The sequence below is a fragment of the Streptomyces sp. NPDC012888 genome, assembly GCF_042900645.1.
In the GTDB taxonomy this organism is placed as follows: Bacteria; Actinomycetota; Actinomycetes; order Streptomycetales; family Streptomycetaceae; genus Streptomyces.
In genome coordinates, this window is record NZ_JBIBBM010000006.1 from 253,772 (window position 1) to 273,201 (window position 19,430).

Sequence of the window (19,430 nt, forward strand, 5' to 3'; positions counted from 1 at the left end):
CCCCTAGACTCGGAAGGCGATGAGTAGCCTCTTTGACGACAGCTTCCTGGCGGACCTCACCCCCTCCGAGGAGGAGCCGCCGCCCCCGCCCGAGGAGTACGCCCCGGAGGAGGGCGCCGACGACCTCTTCGGAGGTCGCTTCGACGCGCCCCTGAGCGGGGACCGCTACTACCGGAACGGCTCCGAGAAGCCCGTCATCGATCCGGCGGCCCTGCTGGACGGGCTGAACGAGCAGCAGCGGGCCGCCGTGGTGCACGCCGGATCCCCCCTGCTCATCGTGGCCGGCGCCGGCTCGGGCAAGACGCGCGTGCTCACCCACCGCATCGGCCACCTGCTGGCCGCCCGCAACGTGCACCCCGGCCAGATCCTCGCGATCACCTTCACCAACAAGGCCGCCGGGGAGATGAAGGAGCGCGTCGAGGGCCTGGTCGGCCCCCGCGCCGGCGCCATGTGGGTCTCCACCTTCCACAGCGCGTGCGTGCGCATCCTGCGCCGCGAGTCCAAGAAGCTCGGCTTCACCTCGTCGTTCTCGATCTACGACGCGGCGGACAGCAAGCGCCTGATGGCGCTGGTCTGCCGCGACCTCGACCTGGACCCGAAGCGCTACCCGCCCAAGTCGTTCAGCGCCAAGATCTCCAACCTGAAGAACGAGCTGATCGACGCCGAGGCCTTCGCCGACCAGGCCGCTGGGGGTACCTCCCGGACGGAGTCTGGGGGAGGGTTCGAGAAGACCCTCGCGCAGGCCTACGGCATGTACCAGTCCCGGCTGCGCGAGGCCAACGCGCTCGACTTCGACGACATCATCATGACCACGGTGCACCTGCTCCAGGCGTTCCCGGACGTCGCCGAGCACTACCGGCGCCGCTTCCGGCACGTCCTGGTCGACGAGTACCAGGACACCAACCACGCCCAGTACACCCTCGTCCGCGAGCTGGTCGGCCCCGGCTACCCCGACCTGCCGCCCGCCGAGCTGTGCGTCGTCGGCGACGCCGACCAGTCGATCTACGCCTTCCGCGGGGCGACCATCCGCAACATCCTCCAGTTCGAGGAGGACTACAAGGACGCCACCACGATCCTGCTGGAGCAGAACTACCGCTCCACCCAGACGATCCTCTCCGCCGCCAACGCGGTCATCGAGCGCAACGAGAACCGCCGCGCCAAGAACCTGTGGACCGAGGCCGGCACCGGCACCGGCATCGTCGGCTACGTCGCCGACACCGAGCACGACGAGGCCCAGTTCGTCGCCGACGAGATCGACCGGCTGACGGACGCGGGCGACGCGAAGGCCGGGGACGTCGCCGTCTTCTACCGGACCAACGCCCAGTCCCGCGTCTTCGAGGAGATCTTCATCCGCGTCGGCCTGCCCTACAAGGTCGTCGGCGGCGTCCGCTTCTACGAGCGCAAGGAGGTCCGGGACGTCCTCGCCTACCTGCGCGTCCTGGCCAACCCCGAGGACAACGTCCCGCTGCGCCGCATCCTGAACGTGCCCAAGCGCGGCATCGGCGACCGGGCCGAAGCGATGATCGACGCCCTCGCGGCCCGCGAGCGGATCACCTTCCCGCAGGCGCTGCGCCGCGTCGACGAGGCGTACGGCATGGCCGCGCGCTCCACCAACGCCGTCAAGCGCTTCAACGTGCTGATGGAGGAGCTCCGCACCATCGTCGACTCGGGCGCCGGCCCGGCCGTGGTCCTCGAAGCGGTCCTGGAGCGCACCGGCTACCTGGCCGAACTCCAGGCCTCCACCGACCCGCAGGACGAGACCCGGATCGAGAACCTCCAGGAGCTCGCCGCCGTGGCCCTGGAGTTCGAGCAGGCCAGGACGGAGAGCACGGAGGGGCCGGGTACCCTCGCCGAGTTCCTGGAGCAGGTCGCCCTGGTCGCGGACTCCGACCAGATCCCGGACGAGGACCCGGACGGCTCCGGGGTCATCACGCTGATGACCCTGCACACCGCCAAGGGCCTGGAGTTCCCGGTGGTCTTCCTGACCGGCATGGAGGACGGCGTCTTCCCGCACATGAGGTCGCTGGGCCAGACCAAGGAACTGGAGGAGGAGCGGCGGCTGGCGTACGTGGGCATCACCCGCGCCCGCGAACGGCTCTACCTGACCCGCTCGAGCATGCGCAGTGCCTGGGGCACCCCCTCCTACAACCCGCCGTCGCGGTTCCTGGAGGAGATCCCCGACCAGTACCTGTCGTGGAAGCGGACCGGTGCGTCGCAGAAGCCGGCAGGACCCCTGTCGGCCGGGCGCGGCTCGGGCGGCACTTCGTTCGGCACCTCGCCGGAGGCCTTCCTGTCCTCGTCGCGGAAGAAGACCGGTCCGTCCGGTTTCGCGACCCGGCGGGCCTCGGAGAAGCCGGTGATCTCCCTGGCGGTGGGGGACCGGGTCACCCACGACCAGTTCGGCCTGGGCACGGTCATGGAGGTCAAGGGCGCGGGCGCCGACGCGCAGGCCACGATCGACTTCGGCGACGCCAAGCCGAAGCGGCTGCTGCTGCGCTACGCGCCGGTGGAGAAGCTCTAGTTCGGGTTCAGGCCGTGGCTGCGGAACCACGAGGTCGGGTCGACCGGTGACCCGCCGCCGGGCCGTACCTCGAAGTGGAGGTGCGGTCCGGTGGAGTTGCCCGAGTTGCCGGAGTAGGCGATGACGTCGCCGGCCTTGACCTTGCCCGAGCGGATCTTCGTGCTGCTGAGGTGGCAGTACCAGGTCTCGGTGCCGTCGGGCGAGGTCACTATGGCCATGTTGCCGTAGGCGCTGTTGTACTGGGTGCGCACGACGCCGTCGGTGGCGGCCATCACCGGGGTCCCGTAGCCGACGGGGAAGTCGATCCCGGTGTGGACCGACATCCACATGCCGCCGGACTGTCCGAACGAGGCGCTCAGGCCGTGCTGTTTGACCGGAAGCGCGAACTTCGGGCGGAGGGCCTCCTTGCGGGCCGCCTCCTCCGCCGCCTTCTTGCGGGCCTCTTCCTGGGCCACGCGGAGGTCGATGCGCTCCTGGGTGCGGCTGGCACGGTCGGCGAAGTCGCCGGCGTCGGCGCTGAGCGCGGTGAGCTGGGTGTCCAGCTTGTTGTTCGCGGCGACCGGCTTGATGGACGCCGGATCGGCGGCGGCGAGGGTCTTGGTCTCCTCGACCGGCTTCTGCGCGTCGGTCAGCCCCCCGACGGAGGCGGCGGCGACACCCGCCACACCCATCACGCACACGGAGGGAACGGCCACGGTCAGCAGGGCGGAACGCTTCGCCGGGGTCCGGCGGCGGCTGTTGGCGGCGCCGGCTTTGCCCGCGCCCCCCTTGCCCGCGCCCGTCTTGCCCGCGCCGCTGGTCTTGGAGACCTTGGTGTTCTTCGCGGCGGCCCGGCGGGCGGCCCGCGGCCCGGGGGCCGTGTCGGCGGCGGGCTGCTGCGGCATGGTCTGGGTCTCGGCGGCGTGCAGTGCGCCGGGCTCCGGGAGCTCGTCGGCGTAGGGGGCCTCGTCGTCGTACGGCGCGTCGCCGTACGGGGCCTCGGGGAACGAGGGTTCGGAGAAGGGGCTCTCGCTGAACGGGGCCCCGGCGAACGGCGCGTCGGTGAACTGCGCTTCGGCGAAGGGCGTTTGGGAGAACGCGGTCTCCTGGAACGCGAACCCGTCCGCGGCCGGGCCCTGCACGCCGGGCGCGACGGGCTCGAAGACGGCGGTGTCCTGCGGCTGGTCGTAGCCGTAGGAGTACTGCTGCGGCAGTTCCTCCTGCGCCACGGTGTTCCAGGCGGTGGCGTCGTACGCCCCGGTCTCCGTGCCGGCCGTGGCCGCGTACCCGGGCACCGCCCAGTGGCCCGTCTGCTCCTGGGAGGCGTCGTAGCCGAACGCGGCGGGCTGGTAACCGGCGGCGTACCACTGGCCCGTGGTGTCCTCGGGGGCGGCCTGCGCGGGAATCGCGGCGGACCAGGCGGTGGTGTCGTAGACGCCGCTCGCGTCCGGCGTCGCGTAGCCGTTGCCGTAGGCGTCGAAACCGGCGGTGTAGTCGAAGCCCTGGGCCTGCGTCTCGTAGGAGCCGTAGCCCAGATCGCCGGTGAAAGAGCTGGTGGAAAGGCCGTCATACCCGGAAACCGGGTACTGGCCCGACAAGGGGCGGTCGTTCACCAACTTCTCTTTCGCCTCGGCAGTGGGGGGCCTGGGTGGCCGGGGACCTGGTTACCCCGGAGGAGAGCAGTGGCGTGACTGTACCCGGCGGTTCCGGGCGACGACAATCTTCGGCGGGTTCCGGGTCTTCAGGAACCGGGCATTCGGCCGTCTTTCGGTCGCGCCCAGGACGAGCCTTGGCCCTGAGTTCGAAATCTGTTCGACTCCGGTTGATTCCGCTTAGGCGACGGAAGCGGCCCCCGGGGGCGCGCCGGACAGGCGGACGGGACCGTCCAGGACCCTCCGGACCGCCTCGATCACCGCCGGATGCACGGCCAGCGCGAGATGCCCGATCCCGGTGACCTGCACGTTCTCGGAGATCAGGTCGGGATGGTCGATCCGGGCGCTGGCGGTCGGGGCCATCAGCTCGTCGAACTCGCTCCAGAACGCCACGCATCGGGTGCGGCAGCCGGGCGCCGGCGCTGCCAGCTCCGCCAGCACCGCCGAACCGGGGCGCATCTGCCGGACCAGCGGGTGCGCGTCCAGGAACGGGGCGACGGTGGTACCCGCGTGCGGGGTGCCGAGGGTGACGAGGGTGCGGACCCGGGCGTCGCCGCCGAGCCGCTGTACGTAGTAGCGCGCCACCAGACCGCCGAGGCTGTGGCCGACGAGGTCCACGCGGTCCTGTCCGGAACCGGCGCAGAGCTCCTCGACGCGCCGGCCGAGGAGCTGGGCGGCGGCCCGCAGGTCGACGGTGAGCGGCGAGTAGTTGTACGCCTCCACCCGGCGGCCGCCCGCACCGAGGGCACGGCGCAGCAGCACGAAGACGGAGCGGTTGTCGCTGAACCCGTGCAGCAGCAGAACCGGCGGCCGTACGGCCACGGAGCCGGCGCCGGCGGAGGTTCCGTTTCCGGAGACCGGAGCCGGGCGCTCCTGCCGCGCCCCCGACGGGTACAGCAGCAGATGGCCGGCGAGCACGAGCAGCTCCAGCACGGCGGCTCGCAGGGCCGCGCCGGACGCGGGCACGGAGAGCGGGACGGACATACCCACCGGACACCTCCCCCCGCAGCGCCGCACCCCCGTGTCGCAGCGCCACGACACCGTGCCGCGCGGCTGTCGGCACGGTGTCGTGGCGCCCCGTACGGTGCTTGTTCTGTGATTTCCCCCTCCCGGTTGACCGCGAAACGGTGTCGTGCGGGATGCTGTACTTAACGTTCGTTCACTCGGGAGGCAGTGCGATGGGTGTGACCGGTCCGATCCGTGTGGTGGTGGCCAAGCCGGGTCTCGACGGCCACGACCGCGGCGCGAAGGTGATCGCGCGCGCCCTGCGCGACGCGGGCATGGAAGTCATCTACACGGGCCTGCACCAGACCCCCGAGCAGATCGTCGACACCGCGATCCAGGAGGACGCGGACGCGATCGGCCTGTCGATCCTGTCGGGCGCGCACAACACGCTGTTCGTGCGGGTGCTCGAACTGCTCAGGGAGCGCGACGCGGAGGACATCAAGGTCTTCGGCGGCGGCATCATCCCGGAGGAGGACATCCCGCCGCTGAAGGAGAAGGGCGTGGCGGCGATCTTCACGCCGGGCGCCACCACGACGGCGATCGTCGACTGGGTCCGCTCCAACATCGCCCGGGCGGCCTGACCCCCCTCCCCTCCCGTTTCCCCTGACGGGCCGGGCGCCCGGACGCCCGGGCGCGTGCCGTGGTCAGGCCGGGGCGAGTTCGGCGAGCATGGACTGGCGGAGCCGTAGCGTGGCGACGAGCCGCTGGAACGCCTCCGCCCAGTACGCCGCCGCGCCGGGCGACGCCTCGGCGGGCTCCTCCGGGGCCGCGGCGTGCGGTTCCAGTCGCCCGGCCTCCGCCGGGTCGAGGCACCGTTCCGCCAGGCCCATCACCCCGCTGAAGCTCCACGGGTAGCTGCCCGCCCGTCTCGCCGCGTCCAGGGCGTCCACGACCGCCCGCCCCAGCGGCTCGGCCCACGGCACCGCGCACACCCCGAGCAGCTGGAACGCCTCCGAGAGGCCGTGGGACCGGACGAACTCGGCCACCCAGGCCGCGCGTTCCCCCTCCTCCAGGGTCTCCAGCAGCTTGGCGCGCTCCGCCAGCGAGGCCGTGCCCGGTCCGGCGGCGGGCGGCGCGCTCGCCGGACCCAGCAGGGCCTTCGACCACTCCGGGTCCCGCTGCCGGACCGCCGCCCGGCACCAGGCGGCGTGGAGTTCCTCCGCCCAGCCGTCGGCGACCGGCCGCGCCACGATCTCCGCCGGCCCCAGCCCACCGAACCGGTCCCGCCAGCACCCCAGCGGGGCCGCCTCCACCAGCTGCCCCAGCCACCACGCCCGCTCGCCGCGCCCGGCCGGCGGGCGCTTGACCACCCCGTCCCGCTGCATCCCGGCGTCGCACGCGGCCGGCGGCTCCACCCCCTCCGGTCCCACGCAGGCCAGCGCGCGCTCCGCCATCCGGGCCGCCAGCGCCGACCCGGGCAGCGCCGACAGCAACTCGGCCGCGAGGGCACGGACGTTGCGGCTGCGGTCGCCCAGCGCCTGCTCCAGGAACGGCTCGTCCCGGTCCGACAGGCCGGCTCGCAGTGAGTCCAGGAACATCAGCCGGTCCTCGGCCCGCTCCGTCGCCCACGTGGTGGCCAGCAGCCGCGTGGCGGCCGCCGCGTCGTACGCCCGTACCGCTCCGAGCAGGGCGACCCGTTCCGCGAACAGGCCCTCCTGCCAGAGGCGGTCCACTCCCTCCGCGTCCTCGGGGTGCGGCCGGTCCGCGCCGCCGGCTCGGGCGCGCAGTGCGAACCGCCACTCCGGGTTGAGCCGGGCCAGCCAGTGCCCGCGGCTCCCCGCCAGGGCCAGCGCCTGCGGCCGCAGGTCGGTGCGGGCACGGGCCGCGTCCAGCAGGGCCGGCAGTTGCGCGGCCGGTGCCCGGTAGCCGTGGCGGGCGGCCGCGGCCAGCCACTGCGGCAGCAGCTCGGTCAGGTCCGGCGCCGTCCCGCGCCGGCCGGAGCCGCCCGGACCGGTGCGGCCGGCCAGCAGCTCGGCCAGCCGCCGCCGGGCGGGCTCCGGCGGCTCGGGCCGCGGATCCGGCGCCGCCGGTTCCGGCAGCGCGCCCGCCCCGGCGGGCCGCAGTCCGGCACGCCGCCGGAGCGCCTGCACCGCGGCCGCGTCCAGCAGTGCCTCCGGAGACCCGCCCCGGCGCCGTTCGGTGCCCAGCAGGGCCGTGCCGACCAGGGCCTCCCAGTCCTCTTCCACCGCGTCCACGTGTCCGTTCCCCTCCGTCGCCTGCCCGTGCACCACTGCCCCTCCCTCGGATCGTCCACCGGCCGGGCCCCGCCCCCTCCGCGGGGCCCGGCCGGCCCGCTCACGTCGCGTGGTTGTCGCTCACGGTCCCCCGTCTGCTCGCTCCACCCGGCCCCCCGGTCCCCCCGGTTCCCGGTCCTGTCCTGCTCCGCCCCTCGCGCCCCGGCCGGTCAGCCCAGGGCGACGGGCTCCGCCGACCCCGGCTGCCAGGCCGTCAGCGGGGTGAAGCCCCGGTGTCCGCACTCCCCGAAGACCGTCACCGGACCGCCCCCGGACAGCGCGGCCAGCTGCCACAGCCCCGCCGGTGCGGGCCGCCCCCCGGCGGTCCGCACCGGCAGGGCCTCCCCGGCCTCCGGGTCGGCCAGCCGCCAGCCGAGCTCGCCCGGCACCGGCACCACCCCCTCCAGCACCACCGGCCAGGACTCCAGCCACGGGTCCTCCAGCAGGGCGGTCCCGTACGCGTCGAGCGCCGCGCCCGGCCGGACCCCCGGCGGCGGACCGTGGTGCGGTGCCGGAGCCGCGTACCGCTCGCCCAGGTCGGCCCGCAGGCCGGCCGAGCCGGCCCGGAACCGGGCCTCGGCCTCCAGCACCAGGCCCACCGGGAGCGCCAGCTGCGGCGGGCGGCCCGGCGGACCGAAGTCGAGGACCAGGGCGGTGCGTCCGCTGTCCCGGCCGCGCAGCCAGATCCGCCGCGTGATCAGCCGGCCGTCCGCGGAGACCGTGTCGTACTGCCCGAGCACCAGCCAGTGGTCCCTGACCGCGGCCGCCCCCTCCGCGGCCGCGGTCAGACCCACCCGCGCCCGGACCGTGGCGGCCAGCGGCTCCGGGAGCCCGGAGACCCCCAGCCAGGCCCGGTCCAGCAGGTGCAGCAGCCCGCACTCCTCCAGCATCCGGCCGGGCCAGCCCGCGCCGGAGCTCGGTATGGTCCCCAACTCCCGGGCCCGCGCGGCGAGTCCGGGCGCCTGTGCATCGACCATCCGGGCGGCCGTCTCCTCCCACGCGCCGTATCCCGCCTGCTCCTGCCCGGCCAGTCCGCCGCGCAGCAGGTCGGCCAGGCGCTGCTCCAGCTCGGTCACGCCGGCGTCGATCCGGGCCGCGCGCCGCTCGGCGCGCTTCCGGGCCGCCTCCGCGTCCACGGGCTTGGCCGGAGCGGTCCGGGCCGCGGCCTTCGCCGCCCGCGCGGCCAGCCACCCCCCGGCCCAGTCCGGCGCCTCGGCCGGATCCCCGAAGCCCTCCGCCGACCAGAGCAGCAGCAGCCCCAGGGCGTGCTTGCACGGGAACTTCCGGCTCGGGCAGGAGCAGGTGTACGCCGGCCCGGACAGGTCCACGACCGTCCGGTACGGCGTGCTGCCGCTGCCCTTGCACATCCCCCACACCGCACCGGAAGCGGAACCTCCGGTCGCCGACCAGGGGCCCGCTCCACCGAGCTTGGCCCCGGCCTTCCGTGACGTGTCGTCAGGAGCCAGGGCCAGTACCTGTTCCGCTGTCCAGCGGACGTCCTGCGCATTCATGGGAACCACCGTACGGACCCCCACTGACAATCACTCTGACCTGCAACAACGGTTCGAACAAAGGGCGTTGTCAGTGGGGTGGTGCACCGTGGTCACAGCAGTCGTGAAGCGGCTGCCGAGCCTGGAGGGGGACCCATGACCACGCCCGAGAACGTCACCGGGACCGAGGCGCTGCGACCGCACGCCGAGGACGCCTTCGCCCACGAACTGAAAGCCCTGGCCACCCAGGACGACCGGCCCAGGCCGGCCCGCTGGAAGCTCTCCCCGTGGGCCGTCGCCACCTACCTCCTCGGCGGCACCCTCGCCGACGGCACGGTGATCACCCCCAAGTACGTGGGCCCCCGCCGCATCGTCGAGGTGGCCGTCACCACCCTGGCCACCGACCGCGCCCTGCTGCTGCTCGGCGTGCCCGGCACCGCCAAGACCTGGGTGTCCGAACACCTGGCCGCCGCCGTCAGCGGCGACTCCACCCTGCTCGTGCAGGGCACCGCGGGCACCCCGGAGGAAGCGATCCGCTACGGCTGGAACTACGCCAGGCTGCTCGCCCACGGACCCAGCCGCGAGGCCCTCGTCCCCAGTCCCGTCATGCGCGCCATGGCCGAGGGCATGACCGCCCGCGTCGAGGAGCTCACCCGGATCCCGGCCGACGTACAGGACTCGCTGATCACGGTGCTGTCCGAGAAGACCCTCCCCGTCCCCGAGCTCGGCGAGGAGGTGCAGGCGGTCCGCGGCTTCAACCTCATCGCCACCGCCAACGACCGCGACCGCGGGGTCAACGAGCTCTCCAGCGCGCTGCGCCGCCGCTTCAACACCGTGGTCCTGCCGCTGCCCGCCACCGCCGACGCCGAGGTCGACATCGTCGCCCGCCGCGTCGACCAGATGGGCCGGGCCCTGGACCTGCCCCGGGCCCCCGAGGGACTGGACGAGATCCGCAGGGTGGTCACCGTCTTCCGCGAACTCCGCGAGGGCGTCACCGGCGACGGGCGCACCAAGGTGAAGTCGCCCAGCGGCACCCTCTCCACCGCCGAGGCCATCTCGGTGGTGACCAACGGCCTCGCCCTCGCCGCCCACTTCGGCGACGGCGTGCTCCGCCCCTCCGACGTTGCCGCCGGCATCCTCGGCGCCGTCGTCCGCGACCCGGCCGCCGACCGGGTCGTCTGGCAGGAGTACCTGGAGGCCGTCGTCCGCGAGCGGGACGGCTGGAAGGACTTCTACCGCGCCTGCCGCGAGGTGACCGCATGAGCACCGCCGGTCCGGAGCCGCTGCTCCTCGGCGTACGGCACCACGGACCCGGCTCCGCCCGGGCCGTACGGGCCGCCCTCGACGCGGCCCGGCCGGCGGCGGTGCTGATCGAGGGCCCGCCCGAGGGGGACGCGCTGCTCCCGCTCGCCGCCCACCCGGACATGCGCCCCCCGGTGGCGCTGCTCGCGCACGCGGCGGACGACCCGGGCCGGGCCGCGTTCTGGCCGCTCGCCGGGTTCTCCCCCGAATGGGTCGCCATCCGCTGGGCCCAGGAGGCCGGCGTACCCGTCAGGTTCATCGACCTGCCCGCCGCCCACACCCTGGCCCCGGCCGGGCCCGGCGACCCCGAGGCGGCCGGCGACCCCGAGGCGGCCGGCGAACCGGACCGCGAGCGGCTGCGGCTCGACCCGCTCGCCGTCCTCGCCGACACCGCCGGCTACGACGACCCCGAGCGGTGGTGGGAGGACGTGGTCGAGCACCGCGCCGCCGGTCCCGCCGGGCCGACAGCCCCCTTCGAGGCCCTGGCCGACGCCATGACCGCCCTCCGCGAGGCCTACGGGGACGGCGGACACCCCCGGGACCCGGTCCGCGAGGCGCACATGCGGCAGCGGATGCGGGCCGCGCGGCGGGAGTTCGGCCCCGGCTACGCCGTCGTGTGCGGCGCCTGGCACGTCCCGGCGCTGCGCGCCAGGACCACCGTCGCCGCCGACCGGGCCCTGCTCGCGGGACTGCCCAAGGTGAAGGTGGAGACCGCCTGGGTGCCGTGGACCCACCGCCGGCTGTCCCGGTCCGGCGGCTACGGCGCCGGTATCGCCTCCCCCGGCTGGTACGCGCACCTGTTCGCCGCGCCCGACCGGCCGGTGGAGCGCTGGCTGACCCGGATCGCCGGTCTGCTCCGCGCGGAGGACCGTCAGGTGTCCTCGGCCCACGTCATCGAGGCGGTCAGGCTCGCCGAGACCCTCGCGGCCGTCCGCGGCCGTCCCCTGGCGGGCCTCGCCGAGACCCTGGAGGCGGCCCGTGCCGTGATGTGCGACGGCTCGGACGTGCCGCTCGCGCTGATCGAGGACCGGCTGGTCGTCGGGGAGGTACTGGGCGAGGTCCCGGACACCGCCCCGGCCGTGCCGCTCCAGCGCGACCTCACCCGCCTCCAGCGCTCACTGCGGCTCAAGCCCGCGGCGGACGAACGCGAACTCGAACTCGACCTGCGCAAGGACACCGACGCGGCCCGCAGCCTGCTGCTGCACCGGCTGCGGCTCCTGGGAGTCGACTGGGGCGTGCCCACGGCCTCCCGGGGCAGCACCGGAACCTTCCGTGAGACCTGGCGGCTGCGCTGGGAGCCGGAGCTCGCGGTGCGGGTGGCCGAGGCCGCCGTCTGGGGCAACACGGTCCACGCGGCCGCCACCGCCAGGGCGGAGGCCGACGCGGCCGCCGCGCCGGAGCTCGGCGCGGTCACCGCGCTGGCCGAGCGGTGTCTGCTGGCCGGTCTGGCCGGGGCGTTGCCCGCCGTACTGCGGGCGCTCGCCGACCGGGCAGCCCTGGACACCGACGTGGCCGGCCTGGCGAAGGCGCTGCCGGCGCTCGCGCGTTCGCTGCGCTACGGCGACGTGCGGGGCACCGACACCGCCGCACTGGGCACGGTCGCGGCGGGGCTGGCCGAGCGGATCTGCGTGGCGCTGCCACCGGCCTGCGCGGCCGGGCTCGACGCCGACGGCGCGGCGGAGCTCCGGGCGCACGTGGACGCCGTGCACGGGGCGATCGGGCTGCTGGCCGCGGACCGGGAGGGACAGCCGGGTGGCGCGGGCGCCGGGGGACAGGGGCTGCGGGACCGCTGGGCGGCGGTCCTGCGCACGCTGGCCGGCCGGGACACGGTCCCCGGGGCGATACGCGGCCGGGCCGTGCGGCTGCTGCTGGACGAGGGCCGGCTGGAACACGCGGAGACGGCCCGGCTGATGGGGCTGGCCCTGTCCCGGGCGGCCGCGCCGGCCGACGCGGCCGGCTGGATCGAGGGCTTCGCCGGAGGCGGCTCGGGCGGCGGCACCCTGCTCGTCCACGACGAGGGGCTGCTCGCGCTGATCGACGCCTGGCTGACTCAGGTGCCGGCGGGCGCCTTCACCGACGTCCTGCCGCTGCTGCGGCGCACGTTCGGGGCGTACGAGCCGGGTGTCCGGCGCACCCTGGGCGAGCTGGTCCGCCGCGGACCGGGCGGCCCCGGCCGTACGGGAGCCGGCGCCGGCAGCGGGCCCGAGGGCTTCGCGCCGGACCTCGACCCGGCCCGCGCGGACGCGGTGCTGCCGCTGGTGCGGCTGCTGCTCGGCGCGGCGGCCTGACCGGACCCCCGCCACGGGGCGGCGGAGGCCGGCACGAGAGGGCACGACACGACACGGCACGGCATGACACGACGACACCACGACACGACGACACGAGGGGGACGGACGGATGGCGGCGGCGACGGTGGCAGGGGCGGACGCGGCAGCGGCATCGCCGGAGGGACCGGACGGCGAGCGGCTGCGCAGGTGGCGCCTGGTGCTCGGCGGGGGAGAGGGCGAGGGCACCGGCCGCGCGCTGGCCGGGCGGGACGCCGCGATGGACGCCGCGCTCGGCGCGCTGTACGGCGGGGGCCCGGCCGGGACGGGCCGGCGCTCCGGCGAGCGGTCGGCGGGGCTGGGCGGCTCGGCGCCGTCGGTGGCGCGCTGGCTGGGCGACATCCGGGAGTACTTCCCCAGCCCGGTGGTGCAGGTGATGCAGCGTGACGCCATCGACCGGCTGGGGCTGGCCTCCCTGCTGCTGGAGCCGGAGATGCTGGAGGCCGTCGAACCCGACGTGCACCTGGTGGGCACCCTGCTGTCGCTCAACAAGGCGATGCCGGAGACCACCCGGGAGACCGCCCGGGCGGTGGTCCGCCGCGTGGTCGAACAGCTGGAGCAGCGGCTGGCGAGCCGTACCCGGGCCACCCTCACCGGAGCCCTGGACCGGTCGGCGCGGATCAGCCGCCCGCGTCACCGGGACATCGACTGGGACCGGACCATCCGGGCGAACCTGAAGAACTACCTGCCCGAGCACCGCACCGTGGTGCCCGAGCGGCTGATCGGCTACGGCCGCGCGAGCCGGTCGGTGCAGAAGGAGGTCATCCTCTGCATCGACCAGTCCGGCTCGATGGCCGCCTCCGTCGTCTACGCCTCGGTGTTCGGCGCGGTCCTCGCCTCGATGCGGTCCATCGCCACCCGCCTCGTCGTGTTTGACACTTCCGTCGTGGACCTGACGGACCAGCTGGACGATCCGGTCGACGTCCTCTTCGGTACGCAGCTCGGCGGAGGCACCGACATCAACCGCGCCCTCGCCTACTGCCAGTCGAGGATCACCCGGCCCGCCGACACCGTCGTCGTCCTGATCAGTGATCTCTACGAGGGCGGGATCCGCGACGAGATGCTGAAGCGGGTCGCGGCGATGAAGGCGTCCGGAGTGCAGTTCGTGGCCCTGCTGGCCCTGTCCGACGAGGGCGCGCCGTCCTACGACCGGGAACACGCGGCCGCTCTCGCGGCCCTCGGAGCCCCCGCGTTCGCCTGTACGCCGGACCTTTTCCCCGACGTGATGGCCGCCGCGCTGGAGAAGAAGGAAATGGTCGGATCACACGAATCTCCAGCTCAACCGTGAGGGGATCTGTGACAGGTATCACCGCTCTCGTGTGAGCTGCGATTTAGGGACCTGTGTCCCACGGGGATAACCTGCCGGACGGACATGCCGCGTCCACGGTCACCGTGTGCGCTTCCCCTGTGACAGCGCCGTCACGTTGCCCTCGCGGCACGCCCACGCAGACAACCGCGAACACTGCGAATCTTTAAAAGACAAGGGACGGACGCGCGTGGACCTGTTCGAGTACCAGGCGAGGGACCTCTTCGCCAAGCACGGTGTACCGGTGCTGGCCGGTGAAGTCATCGACACGCCTGAGGCGGCCCGCGAGGCGACCGAGCGGCTGGGCGGCAAGTCGGTCGTCAAGGCGCAGGTGAAGGTCGGCGGCCGCGGCAAGGCCGGCGGCGTCAAGCTGGCCGCCACCCCGGACGAGGCCGTCGCCCGCGCGACGGACATCCTGGGCATGGACATCAAGGGCCACACGGTCCACAAGGTGATGATCGCGGAGACCGCTCCCGAGATCCTCGAGGAGTACTACGTCTCCTACCTGCTCGACCGCACCAACCGCACCTTCCTGGCCATGGCCTCGGTCGCGGGTGGCATGGACATCGAGCAGGTCGCCGAGGAGACCCCCGAGAAGCTCGCGAAGGTCCCGGTCAACGCCAACGAGGGCGTCACGATCGAGAAGGCCCGCGAGATCGTCGCCCTGGCGAAGTTCCCGGCCGAGGTCGCCGAGAAGGTCGCCGAGGTCCTCGTCACCCTGTGGAAGACCTTCATCGCCGAGGACGCGCTCCTGGTCGAGGTCAACCCGCTCGCGAAGGTCGCCTCCGGCGAGGTCATCGCCCTCGACGGCAAGGTCTCGCTCGACGAGAACGCCGAGTTCCGCCAGCCCGGCCACGAGGAGTTCGTGGACCACGCGGCGGCGAACCCGCTGGAGGCCGCGGCCAAGGCGAAGGGCCTCAACTACGTCAAGCTCGACGGTGAGGTCGGCATCATCGGCAACGGCGCGGGTCTCGTCATGAGCACCCTGGACGTCGTCGCCTACGCGGGTGAGAACCACGGCGGCGTGAAGCCCGCCAACTTCCTCGACATCGGCGGTGGCGCCTCCGCCGCCGTCATGGCCAACGGTCTCGAGATCATCCTCGGCGACCCGGACGTCAAGTCGGTCTTCGTCAACGTCTTCGGTGGCATCACCGCGTGCGACGAGGTCGCCAACGGCATCGTCCAGGCGCTCCAGCTGCTCGCGGACAAGGGCGAAGAGGTCACCAAGCCGCTCGTCGTCCGTCTCGACGGCAACAACGCGGAGCTGGGTCGCAAGATCCTGTCGGACGCGAACCACCCGCTGGTGCAGCGCGTGGACACCATGGACGGCGCGGCCGACAAGGCCGCCGAGCTCGCGGCTGCGAAGTAAAGGGACGAGGTCACAGACTCACCATGGCTATCTTCCTCAACAAGGACAGCAAGGTCATCGTCCAGGGCATGACCGGTGCCACGGGCATGAAGCACACCAAGCTGATGCTCGCCGACGGCACCAACATCGTCGGTGGCGTCAACCCGCGCAAGGCCGGCACCACCGTCGACTTCGACGGCACCGAGGTCCCGGTCTTCGGCTCGGTCGCCGAGGCGATGGAGAAGACGGGCGCCAACGTCTCCGTCCTCTTCGTCCCGCCGGCCTTCGCCAAGGCCGCCGTCGTCGAGGCCATCGACGCCGAGATCCCCCTCGCGGTCGTCATCACCGAGGGCATCGCGGTGCACGACTCCGCCGCCTTCTGGGCGTACGCCACCGCCAAGGGCAACAAGACCCGGATCATCGGCCCGAACTGCCCCGGCCTGATCACCCCCGGCCAGTCCAACGCCGGCATCATCCCGGGCGACATCACCAAGCCCGGCAAGATCGGTCTGGTGTCCAAGTCCGGCACCCTGACCTACCAGATGATGTACGAGCTGCGCGACATCGGCTTCACCTCCGCCGTCGGCATCGGTGGCGACCCGGTCATCGGCACCACGCACATCGACGCCCTGGAGGCCTTCGAGGCCGACCCGGAGACCGAGCTGATCGTGATGATCGGCGAGATCGGCGGCGACGCCGAGGAGCGTGCGGCGGACTTCATCGCGAAGAACGTCACCAAGCCGGTCGTCGGCTACGTCGCGGGCTTCACCGCCCCCGAGGGCAAGACCATGGGCCACGCGGGCGCGATCGTGTCCGGTTCTTCTGGCACCGCACAGGCCAAGAAGGAAGCCCTGGAGGCCGCCGGCGTGAAGGTCGGCAAGACGCCGACCGAGACCGCCGAGCTGGCGCGCGCGATCCTGAACGGCTGACCTGCCGGACGGTTCGCCGCAGCAGCGGAAGCACGGGCGTGGCCCGCACCCACTCCGGGTGCGGGCCGCGCCCGTGCCGTCTGGTCTCGTCTCCGTCTCCGTCTCCGTGTCCGTGTCCGGCGTCCGCGGCCGGGTCAGTCGGTGCGCGGGACCAGGCGTTCCGGGCCGGGGGCAGGCTCCGAGCGGAGCTTCTCCCGGAGCTGCCGGTCCGCCTCGGTCAGCTGCTCCGGCCCCTTGTGCGGGGGCACGCCGGCGACGTTGTGGCCCGGGGCGATCGGCGGCTCGTAGTGGTCCGGTGCGGTGACCGCGGTGTACGCGGCGGCCACCGCGATCGCCGTGGTCACACCGATGGCCGCGCGGCTCCAGAACCGGGCGCGGTACTCCGCGTACGCCCGTACGGCCCTGGCGGGGCGTGGTTCCAGCCGGACGGCCGGGATGAGGGAGCCGAGCCGTTCGTGCAGGACCGCGGACTGCTTGTCCGGCGGCACACCCTCCAGTTCGGGCAGCCGGGCGGCCAGGCCGGTGTGGGCGTGCAGCAGCCGGATGCCGGCGGTGGGGGTGGTGGCCTCGGTCTCGGCGGCGGTGTCGGGCAGGTCGAGACCGACGCCGTCGTAGAGCAGGACCGTGCGGCGGTACGCGGCGGGCAGCGCGAGCAGGGCGTCGAGCAGGGCGCGGTCGGCCGGGTCGGCCGGGGCCCGGCCGGGATGCCGGCGGACCCGCCGGAACCGGTGCCAGGGGGAGAGCGCGTACTCGTGGACGGCGGCGCGGACCCAGCCGACCGGGTCGGGGTCGGTGGCCACGGCCGGCCACTGGGCCCAGGCGCGCTGGAAGGCCCGCTCGACGGCCTCGTGGGCGAGCCCCCGGTGGCCGGTGAGCAGGTAGGCCTGGCGGGCCAGGGCGGGGGCGGTGTGGCCGTAGAGGACGTCGAAGGCCTCGGCGGGGGTGGTGGGGCGGTCGGCGCGGGGGAGGGGGGCGTCCGGCCGGGCCTGGCCCGCTGCGCCGTCCGGGGCCGGGGCCGGGGCCGGGGCCTGGGCTTCGGCTGATGGGGTGTCCGGTGCGGTGCCTTCGGGTGACGCCCCGTCGGGTGACGTGCCGTCGAATGACGTCCCGTCGGGTGACGTGCCGTCGGCCGGGGTGGCGGACGGAGGGCCGTCGGGGCCGGTCCGTGACGTGTCGCGGTGCGGGGAGCCCGTGGTGCCGGCCGGGGCACCGCGCGAACCGGCCGGGTGTGGGGCGGCCGGCGGCTTCGAGGCCCGTTTGGCCGCGGACTTCGGGCGGGTCCCGGCGGGTGCGGCCCGGCCCGCGCCGCCCTTGGTGAAGGCCCGTACGCCGCCCGACACGCGCGGGGCGGTGCCGGTGGTGGTGCCGGTGGACTCGGTGGGCGGCCCGGCCCCCGGGCCCGGTTCGGTGCCGGTGCCGGAGCCCTCCGCCGCACGGCCGAGGCCGGCCAGCAGCTCGGCGTAGGCCTCGCGCGTACGGCCGCGGGGCTCGGTGCGGCCGGCCTCCCACGAGCGGACCGTGGTGGCCGTGACGCCCACCGCTTCGGCGACCTGTTCGAGGGTCAGCTGGGCGGCCTCGCGCAGCCTGCGGCGTTCCTTGGGCGACGGGAGGGCAGTCGGCTCCATGGCCGTGTCCACACTCTGGGTCATGCCACACCCCGGCAGGTCTGGGCGAAAAAGTACATAACCGTATATTGGGCGACACAACGGTCATTCGCCTGTTACGCGCCCCCAGCGCGTGTCGTTGGGACCATGGCCTCGTGACCCAAGTGACCGAACGCGGGACGTCGTTGCCGACGGACGGGCAGGTTGGCGGACGGCGCCGGACCTCGGCCGCCGCCGCATGTGTGCTGGGCGGCGCGATGGCCGCCGGACTGGGGCTCGGCTCGCTGGCCGTGCTCGTCATGGTGCTCTGGATCAGCTCCCCGTACCCGGACAGCGGTCCGGGCGGGGCGCTGCACGTGGCCGCCGGGGTGTGGCTGCTCGCTCACGGGACGGAGCTGATCAGGTACGACACGCTGTCCGGCGTGCCGGCACCGGTGGGGGTGACGCCGTTGCTGCTGGTGGCCCTTCCGGTGGTGCTGATCCGGCGGGCGGCCCGGCTGGCGGTCGACGAAGGGGGGCTGCCGGGCAGCGCCGTCTTCTCCGCGGTGACGTGCGGCTACCTCGTCGTCGGGGCGGGCGCCACCGCCTACGCGGCGGGCGGCCCGCTGTCCGCGCACCCGCTCAGCGCGGCCTGGCACGTCCCCCTGGTCGCGGCGCTGGCGGCGGCCGGCGGCGTGTGGGCCGCGCAGCCGGCCTGGCTGCCCGCGGGCGTGCGGCGGATGCTCGCGCGCCCCCGCTACGAGCTGGCGCTGCGCGCGGGGGGCGCGGGGGTGCTGGCCCTGCTCGGGGGCGGCGCGTTGCTGACCGGGGCCTCGCTGGTGTGGCACGGCGCGGCGGTGCAGAACTCGTTCGTGCAGCTGACGGGGGTGTGGTCGGGGCGGTTCGCGGTGCTGCTGCTGGCGCTGGCGCTGGTGCCGAACGCGGTGGTGTGGGGCGCGGCGTACGGGCTCGGGCCGGGGTTCGCGCTCGGCGCGGGTGCCACCGCGACGCCGCTGGCGTTCTCCGGGGCGCCCGCGCTGCCGCTGTTCCCGCTGCTGGCGGCGCTGCCCCCGGCCGGTCCGGGCTCGCCGGCGACCTGGGCGGCGCTGCTGGTGCCGGTGGTGGCGGGGCTGGTCGTCGGCCGGTTCGCGGTACGCCGGGCGCGTGACGTCTCGTACGGGGAGACGGCCCTGACGGCGGGTCTGGGGGCGCTGGTGTGCGGGGTGCTGATGGCGGTACTGGCGTACCTGGCCGGCGGGCCGCTCGGCACGGGGGCGCTGGCCGAGTTCGGGCCGGTGTGGTGGTCGACGGGGGCGGCGGCGGCCGTGTGGACGGCGGTGTTCGCGGTGCCGGTCGCGGTGGGAGTGCAGGGGTGGCGGACGCGGCCGGTGCGGGGGGCGGCGGAGCCGCCGGAGGGTGGGGAGGACTGGCACGACAGTGGGGTGCGGGAGGTTCGGTGGGCGGCGCTGCGGGGGGCGGCGGAGCCGCTGGTCGGGCCCTTGGTCGTACCACCGACCCCGGTCGCAGGGGCCGCGCCCCCGGCCGCGGTGGCGGTCGCGTCGGCGGCCGCGTCGGAGGGTGCCGGGGCGGTTGCCGCGTCGCCGGTTGGCGCGTCGCCGGTTGGCGCCTCGCCGGGGGTGGCCCCGCCGGGGGAGCCGGTTGTCGAGGCGGGGTCAGGTGGGGTCCGTGCGGGGGCGGAGTTGTCGCCGCGGGTGGCGGGGGCGCGGGTTCTGGCGCGGCGGGACCGGCCGTCCTAG

The 19,430-nt window shown here is 74.4% G+C and carries 13 protein-coding genes; 8 read left to right on the forward strand and 5 right to left on the reverse strand.

The annotated features are described in order from the left end of the window. Positions 1-19 precede the first annotated feature (19 nt). A complete protein-coding gene (gene pcrA, locus ACFY61_RS13475) occupies positions 20-2,521 on the forward strand; it encodes a DNA helicase PcrA (RefSeq protein ID WP_389470947.1) in 2,502 nt (833 codons plus the stop codon). Here pcrA and ACFY61_RS13480 read toward each other — a convergent pair. Together ACFY61_RS13480 and ACFY61_RS13485 are read right to left on the reverse strand one after the other, a co-directional pair. Beyond that, a complete protein-coding gene (locus tag ACFY61_RS13480) occupies positions 2,518-4,113 on the reverse strand; it encodes a peptidoglycan DD-metalloendopeptidase family protein (RefSeq protein ID WP_389470950.1) in 1,596 nt (531 codons plus the stop codon). The two genes, pcrA and ACFY61_RS13480, sit on opposite strands and share 4 nt — an antisense overlap. 219 nt (positions 4,114-4,332) lie before the next feature. Then, positions 4,333-5,136 (reverse strand): esterase/lipase family protein, encoded by an 804-nt coding sequence (locus tag ACFY61_RS13485; RefSeq protein ID WP_389470952.1) that lies wholly within the window; start codon positions 5,134-5,136, stop codon positions 4,333-4,335. 194 nt (positions 5,137-5,330) lie between these two features. Here ACFY61_RS13485 and ACFY61_RS13490 point away from each other — a divergent pair, with 194 nt between their 5' ends. Beyond that, positions 5,331-5,738, forward strand: coding sequence for a cobalamin B12-binding domain-containing protein (locus tag ACFY61_RS13490; RefSeq protein WP_389470954.1), 408 nt, complete (start codon positions 5,331-5,333; stop codon positions 5,736-5,738). 63 nt (positions 5,739-5,801) lie between these two features. Here the strand turns inward: ACFY61_RS13490 and ACFY61_RS13495 are convergent, their stop codons facing one another. Both ACFY61_RS13495 and ACFY61_RS13500 read right to left on the reverse strand, forming a co-directional pair. Beyond that, positions 5,802-7,352, reverse strand: coding sequence for a DUF5691 domain-containing protein (locus ACFY61_RS13495; RefSeq protein ID WP_389470956.1), 1,551 nt, complete (start codon positions 7,350-7,352; stop codon positions 5,802-5,804). A gap of 209 nt (positions 7,353-7,561) precedes the next feature. Beyond that, positions 7,562-8,902 (reverse strand): SWIM zinc finger family protein, encoded by a 1,341-nt coding sequence (locus tag ACFY61_RS13500; RefSeq protein ID WP_389470959.1) that lies wholly within the window; start codon positions 8,900-8,902, stop codon positions 7,562-7,564. Between the two features lie 135 nt (positions 8,903-9,037). On the opposite strand from ACFY61_RS13500, the gene ACFY61_RS13505 reads away from it, so the two are divergent. The 5 genes from ACFY61_RS13505 to sucD all read left to right on the forward strand — a co-directional run bounded on the left by ACFY61_RS13505 (position 9,038) and on the right by sucD (position 16,090). After that, on the forward strand, positions 9,038-10,144 hold the full coding sequence (locus tag ACFY61_RS13505; RefSeq protein WP_389470961.1) for an AAA family ATPase: 1,107 nt from the start codon (positions 9,038-9,040) through the stop codon (positions 10,142-10,144). Continuing rightward, entirely contained in the window at positions 10,141-12,471 is a 2,331-nt protein-coding gene (locus ACFY61_RS13510) for a DUF5682 family protein (RefSeq protein ID WP_389470964.1), read from the forward strand. Before ACFY61_RS13505 ends, ACFY61_RS13510 begins: the two co-directional genes overlap by 4 nt. A gap of 109 nt (positions 12,472-12,580) precedes the next feature. Next, positions 12,581-13,795: a VWA domain-containing protein gene (locus ACFY61_RS13515; RefSeq protein ID WP_389470966.1), complete on the forward strand. Its 1,215-nt coding sequence runs from the start codon at positions 12,581-12,583 to the stop codon at positions 13,793-13,795. Positions 13,796-14,003: 208 nt separating this feature from the next. Continuing rightward, positions 14,004-15,182: an ADP-forming succinate--CoA ligase subunit beta gene (gene sucC, locus ACFY61_RS13520; protein WP_389470968.1), complete on the forward strand. Its 1,179-nt coding sequence runs from the start codon at positions 14,004-14,006 to the stop codon at positions 15,180-15,182. A 23-nt stretch (positions 15,183-15,205) separates the two neighbouring features. Continuing rightward, entirely contained in the window at positions 15,206-16,090 is an 885-nt protein-coding gene (gene sucD / locus ACFY61_RS13525; protein WP_389470971.1) for a succinate--CoA ligase subunit alpha, read from the forward strand. A gap of 134 nt (positions 16,091-16,224) precedes the next feature. On the opposite strand, the gene ACFY61_RS13530 is transcribed toward sucD, so the two are convergent. Continuing rightward, positions 16,225-17,739, reverse strand: coding sequence for a helix-turn-helix domain-containing protein (locus ACFY61_RS13530; protein ID WP_389470973.1), 1,515 nt, complete (start codon positions 17,737-17,739; stop codon positions 16,225-16,227). Positions 17,740-17,849: 110 nt separating this feature from the next. Here ACFY61_RS13530 and ACFY61_RS13535 point away from each other — a divergent pair, with 110 nt between their 5' ends. Beyond that, positions 17,850-19,430 (forward strand): DUF6350 family protein, encoded by a 1,581-nt coding sequence (locus ACFY61_RS13535; RefSeq protein WP_389470976.1) that lies wholly within the window; start codon positions 17,850-17,852, stop codon positions 19,428-19,430.

Bases quoted from the DNA above. Each gene is read 5' to 3' on its own strand.
- ACFY61_RS13485 (WP_389470952.1), bottom strand. From the start codon at position 5,136: ATGTCCGTCCCGCTCTCCGTGCCCGCGTCCGGCGCGGCCCTGCGAGCC.
- sucD (WP_389470971.1), top strand. From the start codon at position 15,206: ATGGCTATCTTCCTCAACAAGGACAGCAAGGTCATCGTCCAGGGCATG.
- ACFY61_RS13515 (WP_389470966.1), top strand. From the start codon at position 12,581: ATGGCGGCGGCGACGGTGGCAGGGGCGGACGCGGCAGCGGCATCGCCG.
- pcrA (WP_389470947.1), top strand. From the start codon at position 20: ATGAGTAGCCTCTTTGACGACAGCTTCCTGGCGGACCTCACCCCCTCC.
- ACFY61_RS13490 (WP_389470954.1), top strand. From the start codon at position 5,331: ATGGGTGTGACCGGTCCGATCCGTGTGGTGGTGGCCAAGCCGGGTCTC.
- ACFY61_RS13500 (WP_389470959.1), bottom strand. From the start codon at position 8,902: ATGAATGCGCAGGACGTCCGCTGGACAGCGGAACAGGTACTGGCCCTG.
- ACFY61_RS13530 (WP_389470973.1), bottom strand. From the start codon at position 17,739: ATGACCCAGAGTGTGGACACGGCCATGGAGCCGACTGCCCTCCCGTCG.
- ACFY61_RS13510 (WP_389470964.1), top strand. From the start codon at position 10,141: ATGAGCACCGCCGGTCCGGAGCCGCTGCTCCTCGGCGTACGGCACCAC.
- ACFY61_RS13505 (WP_389470961.1), top strand. From the start codon at position 9,038: ATGACCACGCCCGAGAACGTCACCGGGACCGAGGCGCTGCGACCGCAC.